Source organism: Paenibacillus solanacearum (assembly GCF_910593845.1).
GTDB classification, from domain to species: Bacteria; Bacillota; Bacilli; order Paenibacillales; family NBRC-103111; genus Paenibacillus_G; species Paenibacillus_G solanacearum.
Genome location: NZ_CAJVAS010000005.1, coordinates 37,625 through 55,371 on the forward strand (window position 1 = coordinate 37,625; position 17,747 = coordinate 55,371).

17 protein-coding genes are annotated in these 17,747 nt (G+C 50.5%); 2 read left to right on the plus strand and 15 right to left on the minus strand.

The window, feature by feature from the left end; translation table 11 throughout:
- Window positions 1-56: 56 nt before the first annotated feature.
- The 6 genes from KXG62_RS07885 to KXG62_RS07910 form a co-directional block, all read right to left on the minus strand.
- Complete coding sequence (locus KXG62_RS07885) at window positions 57-1,235, minus strand: glycosyltransferase family 4 protein (RefSeq protein ID WP_218091402.1); 1,179 nt, start codon at window positions 1,233-1,235, stop codon at window positions 57-59.
- Window positions 1,236-1,338: 103 nt separating this feature from the next.
- Window positions 1,339-2,019, minus strand: coding sequence for a sugar transferase (locus tag KXG62_RS07890; protein ID WP_218091403.1), 681 nt, complete (start codon window positions 2,017-2,019; stop codon window positions 1,339-1,341).
- A gap of 98 nt (window positions 2,020-2,117) precedes the next feature.
- Window positions 2,118-2,600, minus strand: a complete 483-nt coding sequence (locus KXG62_RS07895; RefSeq protein WP_218091404.1) for a thioredoxin family protein — start codon at window positions 2,598-2,600, stop codon at window positions 2,118-2,120.
- A gap of 854 nt (window positions 2,601-3,454) precedes the next feature.
- On the minus strand, window positions 3,455-3,793 hold the full coding sequence (locus KXG62_RS07900; protein ID WP_218091596.1) for a helix-turn-helix domain-containing protein: 339 nt from the start codon (window positions 3,791-3,793) through the stop codon (window positions 3,455-3,457).
- Window positions 3,794-3,926: 133 nt separating this feature from the next.
- Entirely contained in the window at window positions 3,927-4,100 is a 174-nt protein-coding gene (locus KXG62_RS07905; RefSeq protein WP_218091405.1) for a hypothetical protein, read from the minus strand.
- Window positions 4,101-4,323: 223 nt separating this feature from the next.
- Window positions 4,324-4,764, minus strand: coding sequence for a hypothetical protein (locus KXG62_RS07910; protein WP_218091406.1), 441 nt, complete (start codon window positions 4,762-4,764; stop codon window positions 4,324-4,326).
- 214 nt (window positions 4,765-4,978) lie between these two features.
- Here KXG62_RS07910 and KXG62_RS07915 point away from each other — a divergent pair, with 214 nt between their 5' ends.
- Window positions 4,979-5,353 (plus strand): helix-turn-helix domain-containing protein, encoded by a 375-nt coding sequence (locus KXG62_RS07915; protein WP_218091407.1) that lies wholly within the window; start codon window positions 4,979-4,981, stop codon window positions 5,351-5,353.
- A 463-nt stretch (window positions 5,354-5,816) separates the two neighbouring features.
- Complete coding sequence (locus tag KXG62_RS07920) at window positions 5,817-6,005, plus strand: hypothetical protein (protein ID WP_218091408.1); 189 nt, start codon at window positions 5,817-5,819, stop codon at window positions 6,003-6,005.
- Between the two features lie 337 nt (window positions 6,006-6,342).
- Here the strand turns inward: KXG62_RS07920 and KXG62_RS07925 are convergent, their stop codons facing one another.
- The 9 genes from KXG62_RS07925 to KXG62_RS07965 all read right to left on the minus strand — a co-directional run bounded on the left by KXG62_RS07925 (window position 6,343) and on the right by KXG62_RS07965 (window position 17,566).
- Window positions 6,343-7,584 carry a DUF1501 domain-containing protein gene (locus KXG62_RS07925; protein WP_218091409.1) on the minus strand — a complete coding sequence of 414 codons (1,242 nt, stop codon included), beginning with the start codon at window positions 7,582-7,584 and terminating at the stop codon, window positions 6,343-6,345.
- A 15-nt stretch (window positions 7,585-7,599) separates the two neighbouring features.
- Window positions 7,600-8,916, minus strand: a complete 1,317-nt coding sequence (locus tag KXG62_RS07930) for a DUF1800 domain-containing protein (RefSeq protein WP_218091410.1) — start codon at window positions 8,914-8,916, stop codon at window positions 7,600-7,602.
- Between the two features lie 247 nt (window positions 8,917-9,163).
- Window positions 9,164-10,588, minus strand: a complete 1,425-nt coding sequence (glnA, locus tag KXG62_RS07935; protein ID WP_218091411.1) for a type I glutamate--ammonia ligase — start codon at window positions 10,586-10,588, stop codon at window positions 9,164-9,166.
- 261 nt (window positions 10,589-10,849) lie between these two features.
- Complete coding sequence (gene aroF, locus KXG62_RS07940) at window positions 10,850-11,893, minus strand: 3-deoxy-7-phosphoheptulonate synthase (protein ID WP_218091412.1); 1,044 nt, start codon at window positions 11,891-11,893, stop codon at window positions 10,850-10,852.
- Between the two features lie 124 nt (window positions 11,894-12,017).
- Complete coding sequence (locus KXG62_RS07945; protein WP_218091413.1) at window positions 12,018-12,554, minus strand: DUF2062 domain-containing protein; 537 nt, start codon at window positions 12,552-12,554, stop codon at window positions 12,018-12,020.
- 33 nt (window positions 12,555-12,587) lie between these two features.
- Window positions 12,588-13,541, minus strand: a complete 954-nt coding sequence (locus tag KXG62_RS07950) for a 4-hydroxy-3-methylbut-2-enyl diphosphate reductase (RefSeq protein WP_218091414.1) — start codon at window positions 13,539-13,541, stop codon at window positions 12,588-12,590.
- 43 nt (window positions 13,542-13,584) lie between these two features.
- On the minus strand, window positions 13,585-15,120 hold the full coding sequence (locus tag KXG62_RS07955; protein WP_218091415.1) for a sensor histidine kinase: 1,536 nt from the start codon (window positions 15,118-15,120) through the stop codon (window positions 13,585-13,587).
- Window position 15,121: 1 nt separating this feature from the next.
- Entirely contained in the window at window positions 15,122-15,814 is a 693-nt protein-coding gene (locus KXG62_RS07960; RefSeq protein WP_218091416.1) for a response regulator transcription factor, read from the minus strand.
- 174 nt (window positions 15,815-15,988) lie between these two features.
- Window positions 15,989-17,566, minus strand: a complete 1,578-nt coding sequence (locus KXG62_RS07965) for a trypsin-like peptidase domain-containing protein (RefSeq protein WP_218091417.1) — start codon at window positions 17,564-17,566, stop codon at window positions 15,989-15,991.
- Window positions 17,567-17,747: the final 181 nt, after the last annotated feature.

Here is a 17,747-nt window from a genome sequence, read left to right on the forward strand (position 1 = left end):
CATCCCTTCTTTCTAACCTTGCTTATTTCTTCAGTTGCGGGCACAGTTACTTTCGCTCAAATACGCACCACGATACCCCTTTCTTTATGTCGTTGCTCGCTCAGATCGTAATGCCCCAATAACTCCCGGTACATGTTATCCCATGTCAATTCTTCGACCTGTATCCTTGCCCGTTTCCCATAGACGCGATAGCGTTCCATATCGCTTAATACATCTATTAGTGTCGAAGCGATTTCATCGGCATTGCGGTTTACAAGAAGCCCATTTACGTGATGAGTAATTAAATCTTCTACCCCTCCAACCTTAGTGGAAACAACCACCAGACCTGCCGCAGCGGCTTCGTGCACTACCAATGAGAACGTTTCATAACTCGATGGAAATACGAAGATGTCGCTCATCCCAAACCAATGATGAGGTTCTGGCTGTTTGCCGGCAAATCGGACACGTCCTTGAAATTCCGGAGAAACCAACTTTTGATACGCCTCCTGATCTCCTTTGCCGACAACAAGCAAGTACAGACCCGGAATGCGGCCCGCGATCTGATTAAACGCCTTTATGGCCAAATCTAGTCCTTTCAGCGGCCAATCCCCGCCCATAAATAGAAGAACCGTTCCTTCCTCCGAAACTCCATATTGCTTTCGAAGATCTTTCTTGGCACCGGCGTTATGAGGAATGAATTTTTGAATATTTACGCCGTTCGGAAGATGGCCTACCTGCTCGTACGTATACGGAAAGTCTTCCAATATTTCTTTCCGAACCCGATTGGAAACTGCGAGCAACTTTCGGGTCCGGCTTGGACGATAAACGATGCGCTCCATCGTACGAGCAATAAACGATGCCGCTCTGCTATTTAACTTTCGCAGTCGTGATACTTCGCCCTTCGCCCGCGAATCCCCGGTTGCTTTCAAGTAACCGGAGTGGCAAAAATGTACGGTTGAAAAATCCGCCCGATTGAATACAATTGCACCTGTCGTATGAAGAATGTGCCGCTTGACGAACAAAAGCCTTAGACTAGCCAGAATAGCAAACAAAATCATTTTTACAGGAACCGGCCTTGTTACAACGGGTATTTTGATAAATGTGATGCCTTCCGGATTTGTTATATTCAGGGTGGAGGCGACCACCGTTACCTGGTAGTCTTCCTTAAGACGCATAATCATTTCATTGAGGTGAACTTCCATTCCACCCAATCCCCCTGCGTCATGAGCAACGATAGCAATGGTTTTTTTTTTCATTTCACAGCTCCTTCTAAGCTGACGATTTATCAATACAATTTGTATCAATACGAGCGAATGGGTGCTTAGTCAATAGTCTTTTGGCATCTTTCGTATGTCTTGCTTAATATGCATCTTTAGATTTCAACATAACGATAATGGTCTTTAATATAATCTTGATGTCCATAAGAAGCGTTCGCTCCATTATATATTTCAAATCCATCTCTACCATTTCGCGGAATCCGACGTTGCTCCTGCCGCTAACCTGCCATATGCCGGTGCATCCCGGTGTAACTAACAAACGAAGCTTATCATATTCCGAATATTCGTGTACTTCCCGAGGAAGTGGAGGCCTCGGCCCAACGAGGCTCATCTCGCCATTTAATACGTTCCACAATTGTGGAAGTTCATCGATGCTCGTCTTCCGAATCCAGCGTCCGACCCGGGTTATACGGGGATCGTTTTTGATCTTGAACATCGCCCCTGCAATTTCATTTTGTTCTAGGAGGCTTGGCAACAACTGTTCAGCGTTGTTCACCATGGAACGGAATTTATACATCCCGAATGGTTTTCCGTTTTTTCCAACGCGTGTCTGTTTGAAAAAAATCGGCCCTCTCGGATCTTCCAGCTTTATTAAACATCCGATAATAAATAAAAAAGGCAGCAACAAAATAATTCCTATCCCGGCGCCGATTACGTCCATCATTCTTTTCACTATTAAGTAGCGGACTTGCAAATCAGCGTAATGCAGAGGGTAAATAGACACGTTATCCATGCTTCCCACGTTACTATCCGACGAACTCATAGCTTGAATGCACTCCTTTAGGTGTAAATAGATCACAAAAAATAATACAAATTATCGCAATCCGAATGAATCATTTCATGACGAGCATCGCTTTTCCCTCATTGCTTGTATTTCGCCATAAAATTCTTAAAAGCTTCTTTTGATTGTTCCCCTTCCAGTCGTTCAACTTCTATGCCTGCTTTGTAATAAATAACCGTGGGAGTACCTCTGATTTTGTAATGTTCCCATCCATCCTTAAATTCGTCTAGATTGAATTGTCTTAACGTCACATTCATTTCTTTGGCCAGCGGCATAAGAATCGGTGATGTAGCCCTGCAATGCGGGCAAGTCGAACCAAAATAATAAAGAAAAAAATTTTCTTTATTCGCAATTTTCTGGTCAAGCTCCACAGGCAAAATAATGTTCTGATAGTTCGGGTCATCAAGCAATTTCAACGACTCCGGGTTTAAATTCTCCGGGGATATTCCGTATACGTTGTTTGCATATTTCGCATATTTCGCTTGGGTCGTGTGCTGATTGATGAGATATCCGCTAATGAACAGAACGACAATAATTGAGAAATAGATAGCTAATTTTCTCATGATCTCCCTCACTTCAATGGTCCCATTAATTTAACGTTGCAGTATTAAACAGTATTTAAACGAATATTTTAGCTTTACGCGTCCTTGAACGAATGCATATTGTAATACGCAAACAGACGCAAATATCGCGCCCTCCTTCAGCAAAAAAAATAGCGGCCATTCCTTCTACCTTCAAATTTACGATACAATACGTATCATGTCAATGATTTTAACTACAAAACAGTATATTCCCGAAGGGTTCGGATCGATTGACGGTCGCCATCCGGTAATTTTCAGACAGGCCTTTCAACAAGCGATTTATGACGCGCCTTGATCGGATGCTTCCTAAGCGGTGGGGTATCCAGACTAGACCGCATTGATTATGGCATAAGAGTGACCGTCATATTCAACGGAGACGGGTGACCAAATTATTAGCAGAATCTATATCCTTACCATATAATTGTTCCCGGAGTGAGCTTCAACGTCGGCAATTACTTGGAACACCACATAAATTCAGAAATTAAACGATAGCGGGCATCCGATCATTAGCAAAAAATTAACGAACTCTTCACCGCAATAGCGATCGTTGAAGGCCCCCTCCCTTCACCGCTCATCGGATCGATCGTATCCTTAATTGTCATTGTGCCATGACGCACGTATTGTATAGGTGGAGCATTAGCGAGCGTTTCGCATCGAAATCCTAATCCCGCCACCCGACTGAACCGAGGAAGTCGTTTCGGAAGCGCAACCCTACGGACCTGGACTGGGAGACATTGATTCGTCCGACGGCCGGGATGCGCTCCTAACCTTCCCTCAAACAATAAGCTGACCCCCAAGCATTCCTTCTCCCAGGGGTCAGCTTATATTATGTTCATTTACATTTGCTGCTGCATCGTGGCGGCATTGGCCGAATAATGTTCAACGAACTGCTTGACCATATCAATACTGATCCCTTGACGCTTGAATTCGCGGGACAAATGAATCCACTCTCGCTCCGAAGGGGTCAATTCCTCCGGCAAATCGTCCTTGATTAACGCCTCGACCTTCACCCCCAGCACCTCCGAAATTTTCCGGATAAATTCAAACGAGGGGTTGCTTTGAATATTGCGTTCGATGGAACTGAGGTACGATTTGGCAACGCCGGCTCTTCGGGCGAGCTCATTGAGAGAAAGTCTCTTTTGTTTACGGTACGTTTGGATCCGCTTTCCAATCATCATGCGCGATAACCTCTCTTTTCGATTTGGGCATGGAGTGTAACGCTTTATAAAGAACATGAACTTATATTTTTTTCGAAACATTATGTATCAATCAAGCGATAAAAAAGCGCTTTCTTTTCTGAGGCTTAGGTTAACGCAAGTCATCGGAAGAATCGTCGGACCGGTCGGACCGGGACGGATCGTTTCGGTTGGGAGACAAAAAATGATCGAGTGAATTGTATTTATTCGCTTGAATATTCAATTGCGCAAATATTTTTTGGATATCGAGCTGAATTTTACTTTGATTGTCATTCGAAATGGTCATGTATCGAGGCCCCCAGTAAAGGTCTTTTAACTAACAATCTAGTTTCCGTGTTGCGATTCTATCATTAACTTTATGATACATAATGTATCCTGTCAATTGTATTTTTCCCATTTTTTCCGTTTTTTTTATTTATTTTTACTTAATTTTACTTTAGCTTTAACGAAGCGAATGAATGTTCTTAGACATCGGGGGCGATGATTGTCGTATAACGAAGTCCATTCCGCTAGGTTAAAAAATTGATTCTCGGTCGACAATAATAAAGAGATCCATAGCTGCTATGTTTGCGGGATAACACCGGATCGGACCGTTTGAGCAGCTCATTGACCGTATAATAGAGCAGCGTGCGCGCTCTATCCGTCATGCCGATCTTGACGCCGTATGTATAATCGCCTTGACCGGTCTGCCGGCTCTGTATGCTTCCGTGGAACGCGACAAAAGTTCCGTCCATCTCGATACGAAATAGCAAACGATATCGGGAGGAAAGCGGAAGTTCTAGCTGCGAGCGGAATGTCAATAGATCGCGATCCAGGCATTCCCATTCGACAAGAGCGGGCTTGGACATTTTACGGTTGTCGTCGGGAAGCTCGATGAACATCTTGCATGCGTACCCGGATACCTGCTTAAGTACCAGGATTTGTTCGGGTGATATTAAATATTGTTTCATTTGACATCTTCCCATAAATCAATTTTTTAGGTAAAATAAAACCAAAGATACATAATGTAAATTTAAAGTCAATTCTGCACGGTGAACATCGAAATAAGATACATTTCGTATCCGAAACTGCATGTTTTTGCATTCTTTTTCAGGCTGTCTGTTTTGTAATATACAGTGAACATTTCAGGCTACATATGTATGGTCTTAACGGAGGTACGATAACATGAATTATGGGGAGCGGATTGCTTCTTTAAGAGAGAAACTATCGATGACACAAGAGGATTTGTCTAACAAACTCGGTATTAGCCGTGCTTCGTTATCGCATTACGAGAATAACCGAAGAGCGCCGGACTACGAGACGATTGTTAAGATTGCAAATCTATTTCATGTGTCAATTGATTATCTGATCGGCAGAACAGAAGATCCGCATATGGTACTCGATGAAGAAGTACGCGAATTTGTGGATAGTCTGGAGCTGTCCGACGAGAAAATTATGGAAAAGTTTTCGTTGATGATTGACGGTAAGAAGCTTAGCGTCGAAGAGGCCAAGCGTTTCATCGCGTTCGTCCGGGCTGAGCGTTCCATTAATAAAAATTAACGATTTGCATGCTTACTTTTGCTGCATTCGGTATTTGACCATTGAATCATTTGACGGTCAAGTACCTTTTTTTATTTCGCGCGGCTACGGATGTTTGCTCCTTTGTTCGCATCGTTGTCTCTTTATTACCATTACAGTTACATTTTGTATCATATACATACGATTGTCAATAGATTTTATATACAAAATGTACCAATAATAGGTTAGCTTTTCGTTTTAAACTATTATTTTTGTAAAAATAATTCGATAGTTGGTATATTCACGATGTTTTTTTCATTCCATTCTACTACCTATGTCCTACCGTGTCATAAAAAAGGTTACTTTAGAATCAATTTTATAATTTACCCCCTTTTATCAAGAAGGTTTAATATTTCATCTACAAACTTTGACAAAATCATCATGTGGCGAGCCTTATAATTTTAATTAAAGTAATATTTAGTAATACATAGGAGTGATTTTATTTATGGAGATGAAACCATCCCGCCTCACGACTTCCACTCGAGAAATCGATATTATAGTCATCGTCAAAGCGTTAAGCCTCGATGCGAAGGTTACTTTGGGCGAAGTGTTCGCCGCCGGTTGCGAGAAACCGACGCACTTCGCGCTCAGCGGCACGGCCTATTCCACGCCGAACGGTTACTCGATCTTATAGGTTCGCCGCACTCTTACGTCAATGATATGCAGCAGGTTCTCTGAAATGTAACAATCGTAATCGACATCCTCCATCTCCTCCGTGCCTCGGCTTCATGATGAGTCTTTTACGCAACGTATTGCACCGCCTCCAGACGATCTTTTTGCGCCCTGAGAAAGCCGCATGTGCGGTCCGCATCTTACCAGAACAGTCACACATAACCGTCGCCGTATGCCGCTATGCATCGATGCTGCTGAATACTGTGCTGCGCCATTTCTTCAACACGTCAGTCATCCATTCGTGCGGCAAAAAAATAAACCTGACGGAATGATTTCCGCCAGGTCCTTTGCTTACGCTTTTATATGAAAGCAATCCTCTCGTACGACTTGCCGAGCACGCTCTGCGCGTCGCCCTGCAGCCACCGGTCGAGAACCGTATAATAGATCGAGCGAAAATCGACCTCATACTTCAAGTCGCCGTTGCTGTCCAGGTTCGTCAAGCTCGGCATGACGCCGTACAGCCCGCCCTTTACTTTGCCGCCAAGCACAAACACCGGCGCAGCCGTGCCATGATCCGTTCCGCCCGTGCCGTTCTCCTTGACGCGCCGGCCGAACTCGGAGAACGCCATCGTGACGACGCGGTTCTCCAGACCTTGTACCTCCAGGTCCTGGTAAAAGGCGCCCAGCGCCTGATCCAGCTGCTTCAGCAACACGGCGTGCTGCTCCTTCTCCTGAATATGATCGTCGAATCCGCCGAGCTGCAAGTAAAATACGCGGGTGCCGGAATTGCCCGAGAGCATTTTGACGACGAGCTGCAGGTCTTTGGCGATCCCCGTCTTCGGATACTCGATCTTCGCCTGATAGGCGTTCACGAGCGAATGCACGGCTTCCACGCTCTCGTACGCTTCTTTGCCGTGATCGCATGTGACGCGAATGACGGTGCCTTGCCGCTGCGGGTCGTACATATCCATGAACGCTTTGGCAATCCGGTTCTGGTCTGCTTTCGGCGTCTTCGGATCGACGAAATTGTATGTCTCCAGCGACTGAATGACCGGCACGTTCACTTTTGGCGACATGAACGCTTTATTGGCGCTATTGCCGATCTGCAGTGTCTTGAGCGGATTGTTGACCGCAAGGAGCGACGACTCCGCATACCGTCCCAGCCAGCCCGTGCTCGCCATCTTCTCGGGCTCGGCCGTTTGCCATATGTCCATCGACCGGAAATGGGAGCGATCCGGCTTCGGATAACCGACGCCTTGGACGATCGCCAGCTTGCCGTCGTTGAAATAGCTGTGCATATTCGCAAGACTAGGGTGCAGCCCGACTTCGTTGTTCAGGGCAAGCACCTGCTGCTCCGTAATCTTCAGCGTCGGGCGGGCATCGAAGTACCCGCCCATCCCGTAAGGAATCAACGTATTGATGCCGTCGTTGCCTCCCGAAAGCTGGATGACGACAAGAACGGGAGATTCCGGCCCCGCCTCATCCGTGCCCTGCGCCTTCAGGACCGAGCCGTTCGCAGCAAAAATCATTGGCCCGCCGAGCCCCAGCGTTGCCAGCAGCGCAGAACCTTTGATCAGAAAGTCTCTTCTGGTCAGCTTCATCCGATTTCTCCCCTTCTATTTCATCTGCGCATCCGGGCTGATCATAATCAGCTGGAGCAAGCCGCGCATGCCGTTCACTTTTTGCTTGGAGTGGACAAACGTTTCTTCCGCGTAGGAGGAAAGCACGTTTATGGAGCGTTCCCCCAGCAGCGGAATGCCTGCCTGACTCGCAAAATGGGCGACCCACTGCTGCGGCTCCGCTTGATCGCTCAGCAAAAACGTCTTGGAATTGAGCACATTGCCGTTAATCCGCTTGGCCACGGACTCAGCGAACTGATAGCGGGCAAGCAGGTTCGTCGTCATCAGCCACGTTGTCCCGCCTCTCCAGCCGGCTACATCGGGAGGCAGGAACAGCTCCTGTCCCATCTTGCGCATCGATTGGGCGAAACCTTTGGCCATCGGCAGGTTGAACGCCTTCAAGATGCCTGCAACATAGTCGGCCGGCGTCTTGATCATCGCCCCGCGATGCTCCAGACTGTAGAACGCGTCGGACAGGAACAAGTAATTCAGCGTCTCCCCGATATGATGCGTCTGGGCGAAGACATCGGCGATTTCCCATATCCATTCCGCCGAAGGGCGCTCCGAAGCGAAGTAAGTGAGCAGCTTCATCGCAACAAACCGCGGGAGCGCTTCCTGCTTGAACAATACGTCCACCACGTCGGTTTCATCGAAGTTGCCGGTTTCGCCGAGAATTGTCTTTTTGCCGGTGTCGTGCTGCTTCGAATTGAAGCTGATCGTATCCGTCTTCTTGTCGTACACCCAGCCGGTCAAGGACCGGGCGGCTTCTTTAATGTCATCTTCCGTATAGTTGCCGACCCCTAGCGTGAACAATTCCATCACTTCGCGGGCGTAGTTTTCGTTCGGCTTCCCTTTTTTGTTGTTATTCGTGTCGAGGTACAGCATCATGGCCGGGTCTTTGCCGACCGCCTCGACAAGCGCGCGGAAATCGCCTGTCGCATGCTTGCGAAACAGGTCGTTTTGCCGAAGAATCAGCGGAATCTCTCTTACCTTCTGGTAAGAGGTCGCAAAATGACCATGCCAAAACAACGTCATTTTCTCAATCAGCGGTGCCTCCGTATTCACCATCCGATAGAGCCAATACGTCTGCTGATCGACGATTTGATCGCCGACCAAATTTTTGCCGTCTGCTTTCAACTCTTTGAACGGCGTCAAATTTTCTTCTTTCCCTGTCAGCGATTCGCCGGCAATCAGCCGTCGTACCGTTTCTTCCCTCCCCAGCTCCAAGGAAGCGCTTACCTCTGCTTTACCCGGGAAGAACGTCGCTCTGCTCAGCAGATGCGCCGCCTCTTGTTCAGTCCATTGAGCACCCATCCATTGCACCACCCAACGCAGCATTTTACAGTATAGCTTCATTATAATGGCGGATTGTTACAAAACCATTACCGATCCGGCCCATTCCCAGCTTGGCGGATCTGCTGCTTTGATTAAATTTTTTTAATCATCTGCGGCGGCCAAAGGACAAAAAAAATCCGGCACCTGTAGGAAACAGATGCCGGACTTCGCCGTCACACCGCCGCTCGTGCGGCCGTGAGGCTACATATAAGAATAAGTGCGAATCTTACAGATCGAAGTACAAGGAGTACTCGTGCGGATGAATGCGGATTGCTACGGCTTTCGCTTGCTCACGGTGCAGGTTGATGTAGTTATCGATGAAGTCTTTCGAGAAGACATCGCCTTCTGTCAAGAATTCATAGTCTGCTTCCAGAGCGTTGAGCGCTTCATCCAGCGTTCCAGGAACGCTGCGGATTTCGCCTTTCTCTGCATCGGACAGCTCGTAGATGTTCTTGTCGAGCGGACCGTAGCCAAGAGCGCGAGGATCGATTTTCTTCTTGATACCGTCCAGACCTGCAAGCAGCATAGCGGCAAATGCAAGGTATGGGTTCGCCGTGGAGTCCGGTGTACGGAACTCGATGCGGCAGCCTTTCGGCGTTACAGCAGCAACCGGAATACGAACGGCTGCGGAACGGTTTCCTTTGGAGAATACCAGGTTCACCGGCGCTTCGTAACCAGGAACCAGACGCTTGAAGGAGTTCGTGCTCGGGTTCGTGATGGCGATCAGTGCAGGAGCATGGTACAGGATCCCGCCGATGTAGTGAAGCGCCATTTCGCTCAAGTTGCCGTAGCCGTTTTTGTCGTAGAACAACGGGCTGTCGCCGTTGAAGATCGATTGGTGAACGTGCATCCCGCTGCCGTTGTCGCCGAAGATCGGCTTCGGCATGAAGGTTGCCACTTTACCGTATTGTCTTGCTGTGTTTTGAACGATATATTTGTATTTCAACAAATTGTCTGCGGTTTTTGTCAACGTGTCGAAACGGAAGTTGATTTCGCCTTGGCCGGCTGTCGCTACTTCATGGTGATGACGCTCGATGCGCAGGCCGGCTTCCATCAACAAACGACACATTTCGCTGCGGATATCTTGCTGGGAGTCCGTCGGGCCTACAGGAACGTAGCCGCCTTTGTGTCCTACTTTGAAGCCCAGGTTGCCGCCTTCTTCTTTGCGGTTCGTGTTCCAGTGTGCTTCTTCGGAATCCACGAAGAAAGAAGAAGTGTTTTGCTTGCTTTCGAAACGAACTTCGTCAAAAATGAAAAATTCGGATTCAGGAGCGAAGAATGCTGTCGTGCCAACGCCGGTTTTTTGCAAATATTCTTCGGCTTTTTGAGCGATGCTGCGAGGGTCGCGCTCATAACGTTCACCGTCAGGCGTGTGAATGTTACACATTACCACCAGCGTCGGGTGTGCTGTGAAAGGATCGATGTAGACGCTCTCCGTATCCGGCATCATGACCATGTCGGACTCTTCGATGCCTCTGAAACCAGGGATGGAAGAACCGTCAAATGCAACGCCGTTCACGAATGTTTCTTCGTCAACTTCAACTGCAGGCAAAGAAATGTGATGTGCTCTGCCGCTCAAATCGACAAACCGGAAATCGATCCACTCGATGCCTTTTTCTTTAATTGTGTTTAACACGTTTTGAACTGACATGGACTCGCTTACCTCCTAATTTCCGAACATTCCAACCACTTTGTTCGTACATTGTTCAAGTTTTTATTTAATATGGACTTATTATAAAACGTTTCGCCGAGAATCGTCAATACTTATGTCAGGTATTTTTTATCGGTGTGTTAGGTATGCTCACACAAGACACAAGATTTTCATATTTCCAGACAAAAAAAGCTTGACTTTTCGCTGTTTCGCGAAAATTCAAGCTTTTTCGACAAACTTTTCATTTCCCTTACGAATTTGTCATGTCAGAACGGGCTCTTTTTTCGTATCAAAACGCTTGCCGCACAGCGGAGCCAGCTTCTCCAGATCGACCATCAGGCGGGCGAACTGATCCGGGAACAACGATTGTACCCCGTCGCCGGTCATCGAGTTGTCCGGGTCCGTATGCATTTCCACGATCAAGCCGTTGGCGCCGGCCGCGACGGATGCTTTGCACATCGGCTCTACGAGCTCGCGCCGCCCCGTCCCGTGGCTCGGGTCGGAGATAACCGGCAGATGGCTGAGCGTTTGCAGCGCCGGGATCGCCGCCAAGTCGAGCGTATTGCGAGTGTACTGCTCGAAGGTGCGGATTCCGCGCTCGCACAGCATAACGTTCGGATTTCCGCCCGCAAGTATATATTCTGCCGCATTCAAAAATTCATCGTATGTCGCGCTGAAACCGCGTTTGAGCAGCACAGGCGTCTGGATCGTTCCAAGCTTGCGCAGCAAGTCGAAGTTCTGCATGTTGCGCGTGCCGACCTGGAGAATGTCCGCGTATTCGGCGCATACATCGACGTATTCCGGCGTCATGACTTCCGTTATGGTCAGCAGGCCATGCTTTTTGCCCGCTTCCGCCATCATCACAAGACCTTCCACGCCGGTACCTTGGAAGCTGTACGGGCCTGTTCTCGGCTTGAACGCTCCGCCGCGCAGTACTTGCGCGCCCGACGCTTTGACCAGCCTTGCGATCTCATCGATCTGCTCTGGCGTTTCCACCGCGCAAGGTCCGCCCATGACGACGAGCTCGTCGCCGCCGATCTCGACGCCTTTGATCTTGATGACCGTGTTATCCGGATGGAAGTCCCGGCTTGCCAGCTTATACGACTTGGAAATTTTGACGACTTGCTCCACGCCGGATAGCTGGCGAAGCTGCTCGGCAAGCGTCGGGCTTGCATTGCCGATAATGCCGATAACCGTACGATCCACGCCTTGGGAGACATGGGCGGTTACTTCGTGTTTTTCGATATGGTGGACAATTTCGGCAATGCGTTCTTGCGTTACCTTATTGGATAAAATAACGATCATAAGAGCACGCTCCTTCAGGACGAGTATTTTAGCACTTCGACGCTTATACGCTTTTAAGCTTTTAATCACTAAAGTGACTATACAACGGGAAGCCTTTCCCCGTCAATACTTATATATATTACTTTTACGAACCGTTCGGGTTGGACGAGAGCAGCAGCTGTTCCTTCCGCTTCCTCCGCTTTTCCTTGCGCTTATTGTGAAACCACTCCAGCGTCCACTTGATCGGAAAGTACGCGATCAGCCCGAGGATCACCCCGTCAATGGCGCCGCCGACAATCAGCTTGAGATTAAACCGGATGAACGTATCGAGCCAATCCGGCAGCAGCTGCAGCAGATGCCCCCTTGTCCCTTTCGGCAGCACCATGGCCCCGACCTTCCGGTTTAAGAACGACATCGGAATGTAGATGATTTTCCCGAAGACGAAGCCGAGCAGCGCCGCGGCCATGCTGGCCCGGAACAAGTACACAAGCGGAAATATAAGAAAAAAGGCAAGTCCGGCCGTCGGGAGCGTAAACATTTCAATCGCAAGCCCGATGGAGAAGCCCAGCGCCACCATGCCCGGACCTCCCTTGGCTCGGGTCAGCAGCAAATATTTGTATTTAAACCAGCGAGGAATTCGGCTCGGTTGAAAAGGCTTTTTGATTTTCGCCGTTTTGTTCATCTGCTGCTACGTCCCTTCCCGCTTCTGCGATGTCTATTCTACGCTTGCTTTTTGCTTGGGAGCAGGGATCAGGCGGTTCAAATTGACGGTCCGCCGAATTTCCCACGTTTCCGGCCGTTTGGGGTCATACTGCTCCAAATAGCCGATGACTTCCTTCGTGATCGGCGTCGGCGTTGAAGCGCCCGATGTGACGGCCACCCGCCGCACCGGCTCAAGCCATTCCCGCTGCAGCTCCGTCACATCGGCGATACGGTAAGCTCTGACGCCCGCAATGTCTTCCGACACTTGGGCAAGCCGATTCGAATTATTGCTTCGAGGATCGCCGACCACGATGAGCAGGTCTGCGTCTTTGGCCTGTTCGGCGACCGCTTCCTGGCGCACCTGCGTGGCAAGGCAAATTTCGTTGTGGATTTCCGCATGCGGAAACCGCTCGATCAGTTTGTTCATAATATGCTTGATATCCCACTGGCTCATCGTCGTCTGGTTCGTGATGATAACCCTGCCGCCCGACAAATTCAGTGCCTCGGCTTCCTCCGGCTTCTCGATCAGGTGAACGCGTTCCGGAGATACTCCGACGGCGCCTTCCGGCTCGGGATGGCCTTTTTTGCCGATATAAATGACATCGTAGCCTTCGGCGGTTTTCTCGCGGATCAAATCATGTGTCCTCGTCACGTCGGGACAAGTGGCGTCCACCACCGTAAGCCCCTTCTCCCTGGCTCGCGCGCGGACTTCCGGCGAAACGCCGTGAGCCGTGAAGATCACGGTTCCGCATTCGATTTGTTCCAATATATCCAACCGGTTCGAGCCGTCCAGCGTGACGATGCCTTCCTTCTCGAAATAATCCGTAACGTGAGCGTTGTGAACGATCATGCCCAATATATAGACAGGCCGCGGCAGATTGAGGTTTTTGGCCGTCTGCATGGCCAGTGTCATCGCATCGACGACGCCGTAGCAGTAACCGCGCGGGGAAATTTTGATTACGTCCATGCTGCACCTGCCTTTGTCGAAATTTTGTAGTTCCTTTGTATGATTATACCTGATTCTGATCCGCGATGGAATGCCCTTCCGTCCCCTGTACCTCGATCGCCCCGGAGGAGCTGGCCGGCAGCCATATGACAAAAGTCGACCCTTCGTCCTTCAGCGTCTTCACCTCGATCGAGCCGTGATGCTCGTCGATGATCCAGCGGGCGATCGACAGCCCCAGACCGGTGCCGGCTTTCTGGCCCCGCGAAGGATCCGCGCGGTAAAAGCGATCGAATATATGCGGAACTTCCTCTTTGTCCATCCCGATCCCGGTATCCTCGATCCGGATACCCACTTGTCCTTCGTGCCGGAGCGCGTCGAGGCGGACGAAGCCCGCGTCGGTGTACTTGAACGCATTCTCGATAAAGATGAATAACAGCTGCTGCAAGTAATCCGCATTGCCCATCACGTATACGCCGTTCAGGCTGTCGAGATGGCCGATCTGGAACTCCGCGCTCCTCGGCAGCAGCGCCGCCTTGCGCGCCACTTCGTCGATGATCGGACGAATCGGCTGATTCGTCTTCGCCATCTGGAATCCGGCGTCGGCTCTGGCCAGCGACAGCAGATCGTTCACGAGCCGCGACATCCGCTCGGCCTCGCCGGAAATATCATGCATCGCTTCCAGCGTCAGCTCCAGCTTCTGGCCTTCGTCGGGCCCGGCTTTCAGCGCCGCCTGCTTCCACATTTTTTCCAGCAGCTCCACATTCCCGCGAATCGTCGTCAGCGGCGTGCGCAGCTCGTGCGAAGCGTCGGATACGAACCGGCGCTGCGCCGAGTAAGCTTCCTCGAGCTCCGCATAGGCGTGCTGCAGCCGGCCGAGCATGCCGTTGATCGTCTCCGTCAGCACCCCGATCTCGTCGTTCGGTCCGTTGTATTCGATCCGCCTGTCGAGGTCAATCCCCTTCTCGATACGGTTGGTCGCATCGATGACCTGTCCGATCGGCTTGAGCACCTTACGCGCGAGGAACCAGCCCACGGAAGCCGCCAGCAAAATCGCTACAAGCCCCGTTACCGTCAAAATCAACCGCAGCATGACGAACAAGCGGTCGTCGGCGTACATCGCCGACTGCATAATGCCGGCGGGCAGTTCCGACGCAGCGGGAAAGCGGGTAGCATAAATCGGCGTATAATATAGAATAAAGTCCATGTTATCGATCCGTGCCTTTTCGTATAAGCACGACTCGTTCAAGATGCATTTCATTTTTTTCGTATCGATATCGGGAAATTGGATCCCGACTTCCTGCAGCCTCGATGACGGGAATTTCGTCCCATTGTCCACATTGACCACTTGAAACAATACATTGTTGCCCCGCGGTACCCCGCCCACGATATTAAAAATATAGCCGGGCTTGCCGCCTTCCAGTGAAAAGGTGTACGTCGCGATCGTTCTCGACCGCAGCAATTCCGTTTGTGCGCGCAGATCATCCTTTAACGAACTGTAATAAATCGTATGAAGAAATATATACAACCCCAGACCGAGCAGCAGCAGCGTTGCCGTTAAAATCGCGGTGTACCATAGCGTCAGCCGAAGCCGAATCGACATGTCAGCTCTCTCCTCTTAACACGTAACCGGCGCCGCGAACCGTCTGGATGATCCGCTTGTGGCCATGCTCCTCCGTTTTTTGCCGCAGAAGCGCAATATACACTTCCAGCACATTCGATTCCCCGCTATAATCGTATCCCCATATTTTCTCCATTATAATGTCACGGGACAGCACGCGCCGCGGATTTTGCAGAAACAGGTGAAGCAGCTCGAACTCCTTCGTCGTCAATTCGACCAGTTGACCGCCGCGGTACACTTCCCGCGTATCCAGATCCATGAAGATGTCCAGGTAATGCAGACGGTTCGTCGCCTGCTCCGATTTCTCGGACGATTTCCGGCGCAGCATAACGCGAATGCGGGCCAGCAGCTCCTCCAGCGCAAACGGCTTCACCAAATAATCGTCGCCACCGAGGTCGAGCCCTTTGACCCGATCCGACACGTCATCCTTGGCCGTGAGCATCAACACAGGCACATCCGATCCGCCTTCGCGAATGCGGCGCACGACTTCCCAGCCGTCGAGCTGCGGCATCATGACGTCGAGTATGACGATGTCCGGCTCATGCTCAAGAATTTGCTTCAGCCCGTCCATCCCATGGTTCGCCGTAAACACCGTATACCCTTCGAAGGCCAGACTGCGCCGCAGCATCGAAGTAATTTTATCGTCATCGTCAATCACCAATATTTTTTCTCTCATCTCATCGATTCACCCGCCTGCTTCTATTGTAAGAACAAATCCCCCAAAAGTGAAGCGACCCGCCAAAGCCTACATCTGTTCCTGGCCGGGAGTCCTTCGCTTAACAACATATATACACTGAAAAAAGAGACAGAGCGCAGGGGGCGCGCTCTGCCTTGATTCAGATGCGATCTATTATTTCTGCTCCGCATTCCGGTCGCCGATCGCCACGTCGATCACCATCTTTTTGCCGTCGCGCATGACGCCGAACGATGCTTTGTCGCCTACCTTCAGCTTTTTGATCGCCGTGACGAGATCGTCGGACGTTTTCATTTTCGCGCCGTTCAGTTCGACGATGACGTCATATGGACGAATGCCCGCCTGGAACGCAGGACTCTTGCGCTCAACCGAAGCGACGATGGCGCCGTCGGTGCTGTCGAGCTTCAGCTCGGAGAGCCATTCTTTGTCGACATTTTGCAGCTGTACGCCGATGTACGGAGCCGGTTCCTTCGGAATTTTCACGTTGTTCTTCAAGTTGTCGAGCACCGCCGAAATCGTGCTGGTCGGAATGGCGAAGCCGATGCCTTGCGCCTGCGAGCTGACCGCCGTGTTGATCCCTATGACCTCGCCGTTCAAGTTGAGCAGCGGACCGCCGGAGTTGCCGGGGTTGATCGAAGCGTCGGTTTGCAGCAGATGCTTGTACTCGCGGGTCCCTTTTTGGTCCGGGATGCTGATCGGGCGTTCTTTCGCGCTGAGCACGCCGACCGTCACCGTATGGTCGAAGCCATACGGGTTGCCGATCGCCACGACCCAGTCACCTACGCTTAAGTTATCCGCACTGCCGAGCGGCAGCGTCGGGAAGTCTTTGTCCCCTTCGATCTTCAGCGCGGCGAGATCCAGATCGTAGCTGTTGCCAAGCAAAGTCGCCTTGAGCGGCTTGTCGTAGCCTTGCACGGTGACCCAAATTTCGTCGGCACCGTCAATGACGTGCTCGTTGGTCAAAATATATCCGGATTTCTCGAAGATGAATCCGGTTCCCATCCCGCCCGGCTGCAGCTGATCGGAGCTTTTCGGCTTTTGACTGCCGCCGAAGTCATCTCCAAAAAACTGGCGGAAGAACGGATCGTCGAAGAACGGATTGCCGGTGCGGCCGCTAGAGCTCTTGGCTTTCACTTTCGTCTCGATCTTCACGACGGCGGGACTCGCTTGCTCTACGATTTGGGCAATATTATTCGGGCGGCCGAGATCCAGCGCCGACGGTCTCACGCCGCCGTTACCCGTCGATGCCACAGGCGCCGATCCGGAAGATCCGCTGCCGGTCATCACGCCTTGCGCTCCGGTAAACAGGTTCATTTTGTCGGATGCGAACATCAGCGCGCCGACCACGACGACGCCGGCCATGAAGGAAGCGAATACGCTCTTGAAGCCCCCTCCGGATTTCTTCGGCACGCCAAGCTGCCAGTTGCCCAGCGGCGTTCCGTTCGCATCGTCCGGTTGTCCGTAGCTGAATGGACGAAGCGGCTTCGGCGGCGTCACTTCCACAGGCGTGGAGCCCTCGCTGTCCCGGGCGGTCGTGTCGGCCGTGTTCGGATTGAACGGACCGTAGGAGAAATAATGGGATGTTCGCTCCATCCGTTCCTGATGCGAAGCCGGCTCTTGCTCGTACTGAGGCCGGGATTCGCCGCGTCTTGTCGTATCGTCATTATACTTGCCATCGTCTTGCGGACGACGAAAGAAGTCATTGTAGTTGTTATTATTGTTGTTGTTGTCCATAGCGATAACCTCCATTGAAAATAAGGCTTCTTGCAAGCATCCTATAGTCTGATGTCTTCGGGACGGCGGGAGCTTCCAAAAAAAAACGCTCCATCCTTGCGTCCGTAAGACTTATTGTTGACTATATATTGCACGCGCAACCTTAAAGAAACCTTAAAGGAAAATAAAATGGAGGTAAAAA

Coding starts and splice junctions, on each gene's coding strand:
- KXG62_RS07885 (WP_218091402.1), bottom strand. CDS start 1,235: ATGAAAAAAAAAACCATTGCTATCGTTGCTCATGACGCAGGGGGATTG.
- KXG62_RS07890 (WP_218091403.1), bottom strand. CDS start 2,019: ATGAGTTCGTCGGATAGTAACGTGGGAAGCATGGATAACGTGTCTATT.
- KXG62_RS07965 (WP_218091417.1), bottom strand. CDS start 17,566: ATGGACAACAACAACAATAATAACAACTACAATGACTTCTTTCGTCGT.
- KXG62_RS07920 (WP_218091408.1), top strand. CDS start 5,817: ATGGAGATGAAACCATCCCGCCTCACGACTTCCACTCGAGAAATCGAT.
- KXG62_RS07905 (WP_218091405.1), bottom strand. CDS start 4,100: ATGACCATTTCGAATGACAATCAAAGTAAAATTCAGCTCGATATCCAA.
- KXG62_RS07925 (WP_218091409.1), bottom strand. CDS start 7,584: ATGAAGCTGACCAGAAGAGACTTTCTGATCAAAGGTTCTGCGCTGCTG.
- glnA (WP_218091411.1), bottom strand. CDS start 10,588: ATGTCAGTTCAAAACGTGTTAAACACAATTAAAGAAAAAGGCATCGAG.
- KXG62_RS07900 (WP_218091596.1), bottom strand. CDS start 3,793: ATGATTGGAAAGCGGATCCAAACGTACCGTAAACAAAAGAGACTTTCT.
- KXG62_RS07915 (WP_218091407.1), top strand. CDS start 4,979: ATGAATTATGGGGAGCGGATTGCTTCTTTAAGAGAGAAACTATCGATG.
- KXG62_RS07955 (WP_218091415.1), bottom strand. CDS start 15,120: ATGTCGATTCGGCTTCGGCTGACGCTATGGTACACCGCGATTTTAACG.
- KXG62_RS07895 (WP_218091404.1), bottom strand. CDS start 2,600: ATGAGAAAATTAGCTATCTATTTCTCAATTATTGTCGTTCTGTTCATT.
- KXG62_RS07960 (WP_218091416.1), bottom strand. CDS start 15,814: ATGAGAGAAAAAATATTGGTGATTGACGATGACGATAAAATTACTTCG.
- KXG62_RS07950 (WP_218091414.1), bottom strand. CDS start 13,541: ATGGACGTAATCAAAATTTCCCCGCGCGGTTACTGCTACGGCGTCGTC.
- KXG62_RS07945 (WP_218091413.1), bottom strand. CDS start 12,554: ATGAACAAAACGGCGAAAATCAAAAAGCCTTTTCAACCGAGCCGAATT.
- KXG62_RS07910 (WP_218091406.1), bottom strand. CDS start 4,764: ATGAAACAATATTTAATATCACCCGAACAAATCCTGGTACTTAAGCAG.
- KXG62_RS07930 (WP_218091410.1), bottom strand. CDS start 8,916: ATGGGTGCTCAATGGACTGAACAAGAGGCGGCGCATCTGCTGAGCAGA.
- aroF (WP_218091412.1), bottom strand. CDS start 11,893: ATGATCGTTATTTTATCCAATAAGGTAACGCAAGAACGCATTGCCGAA.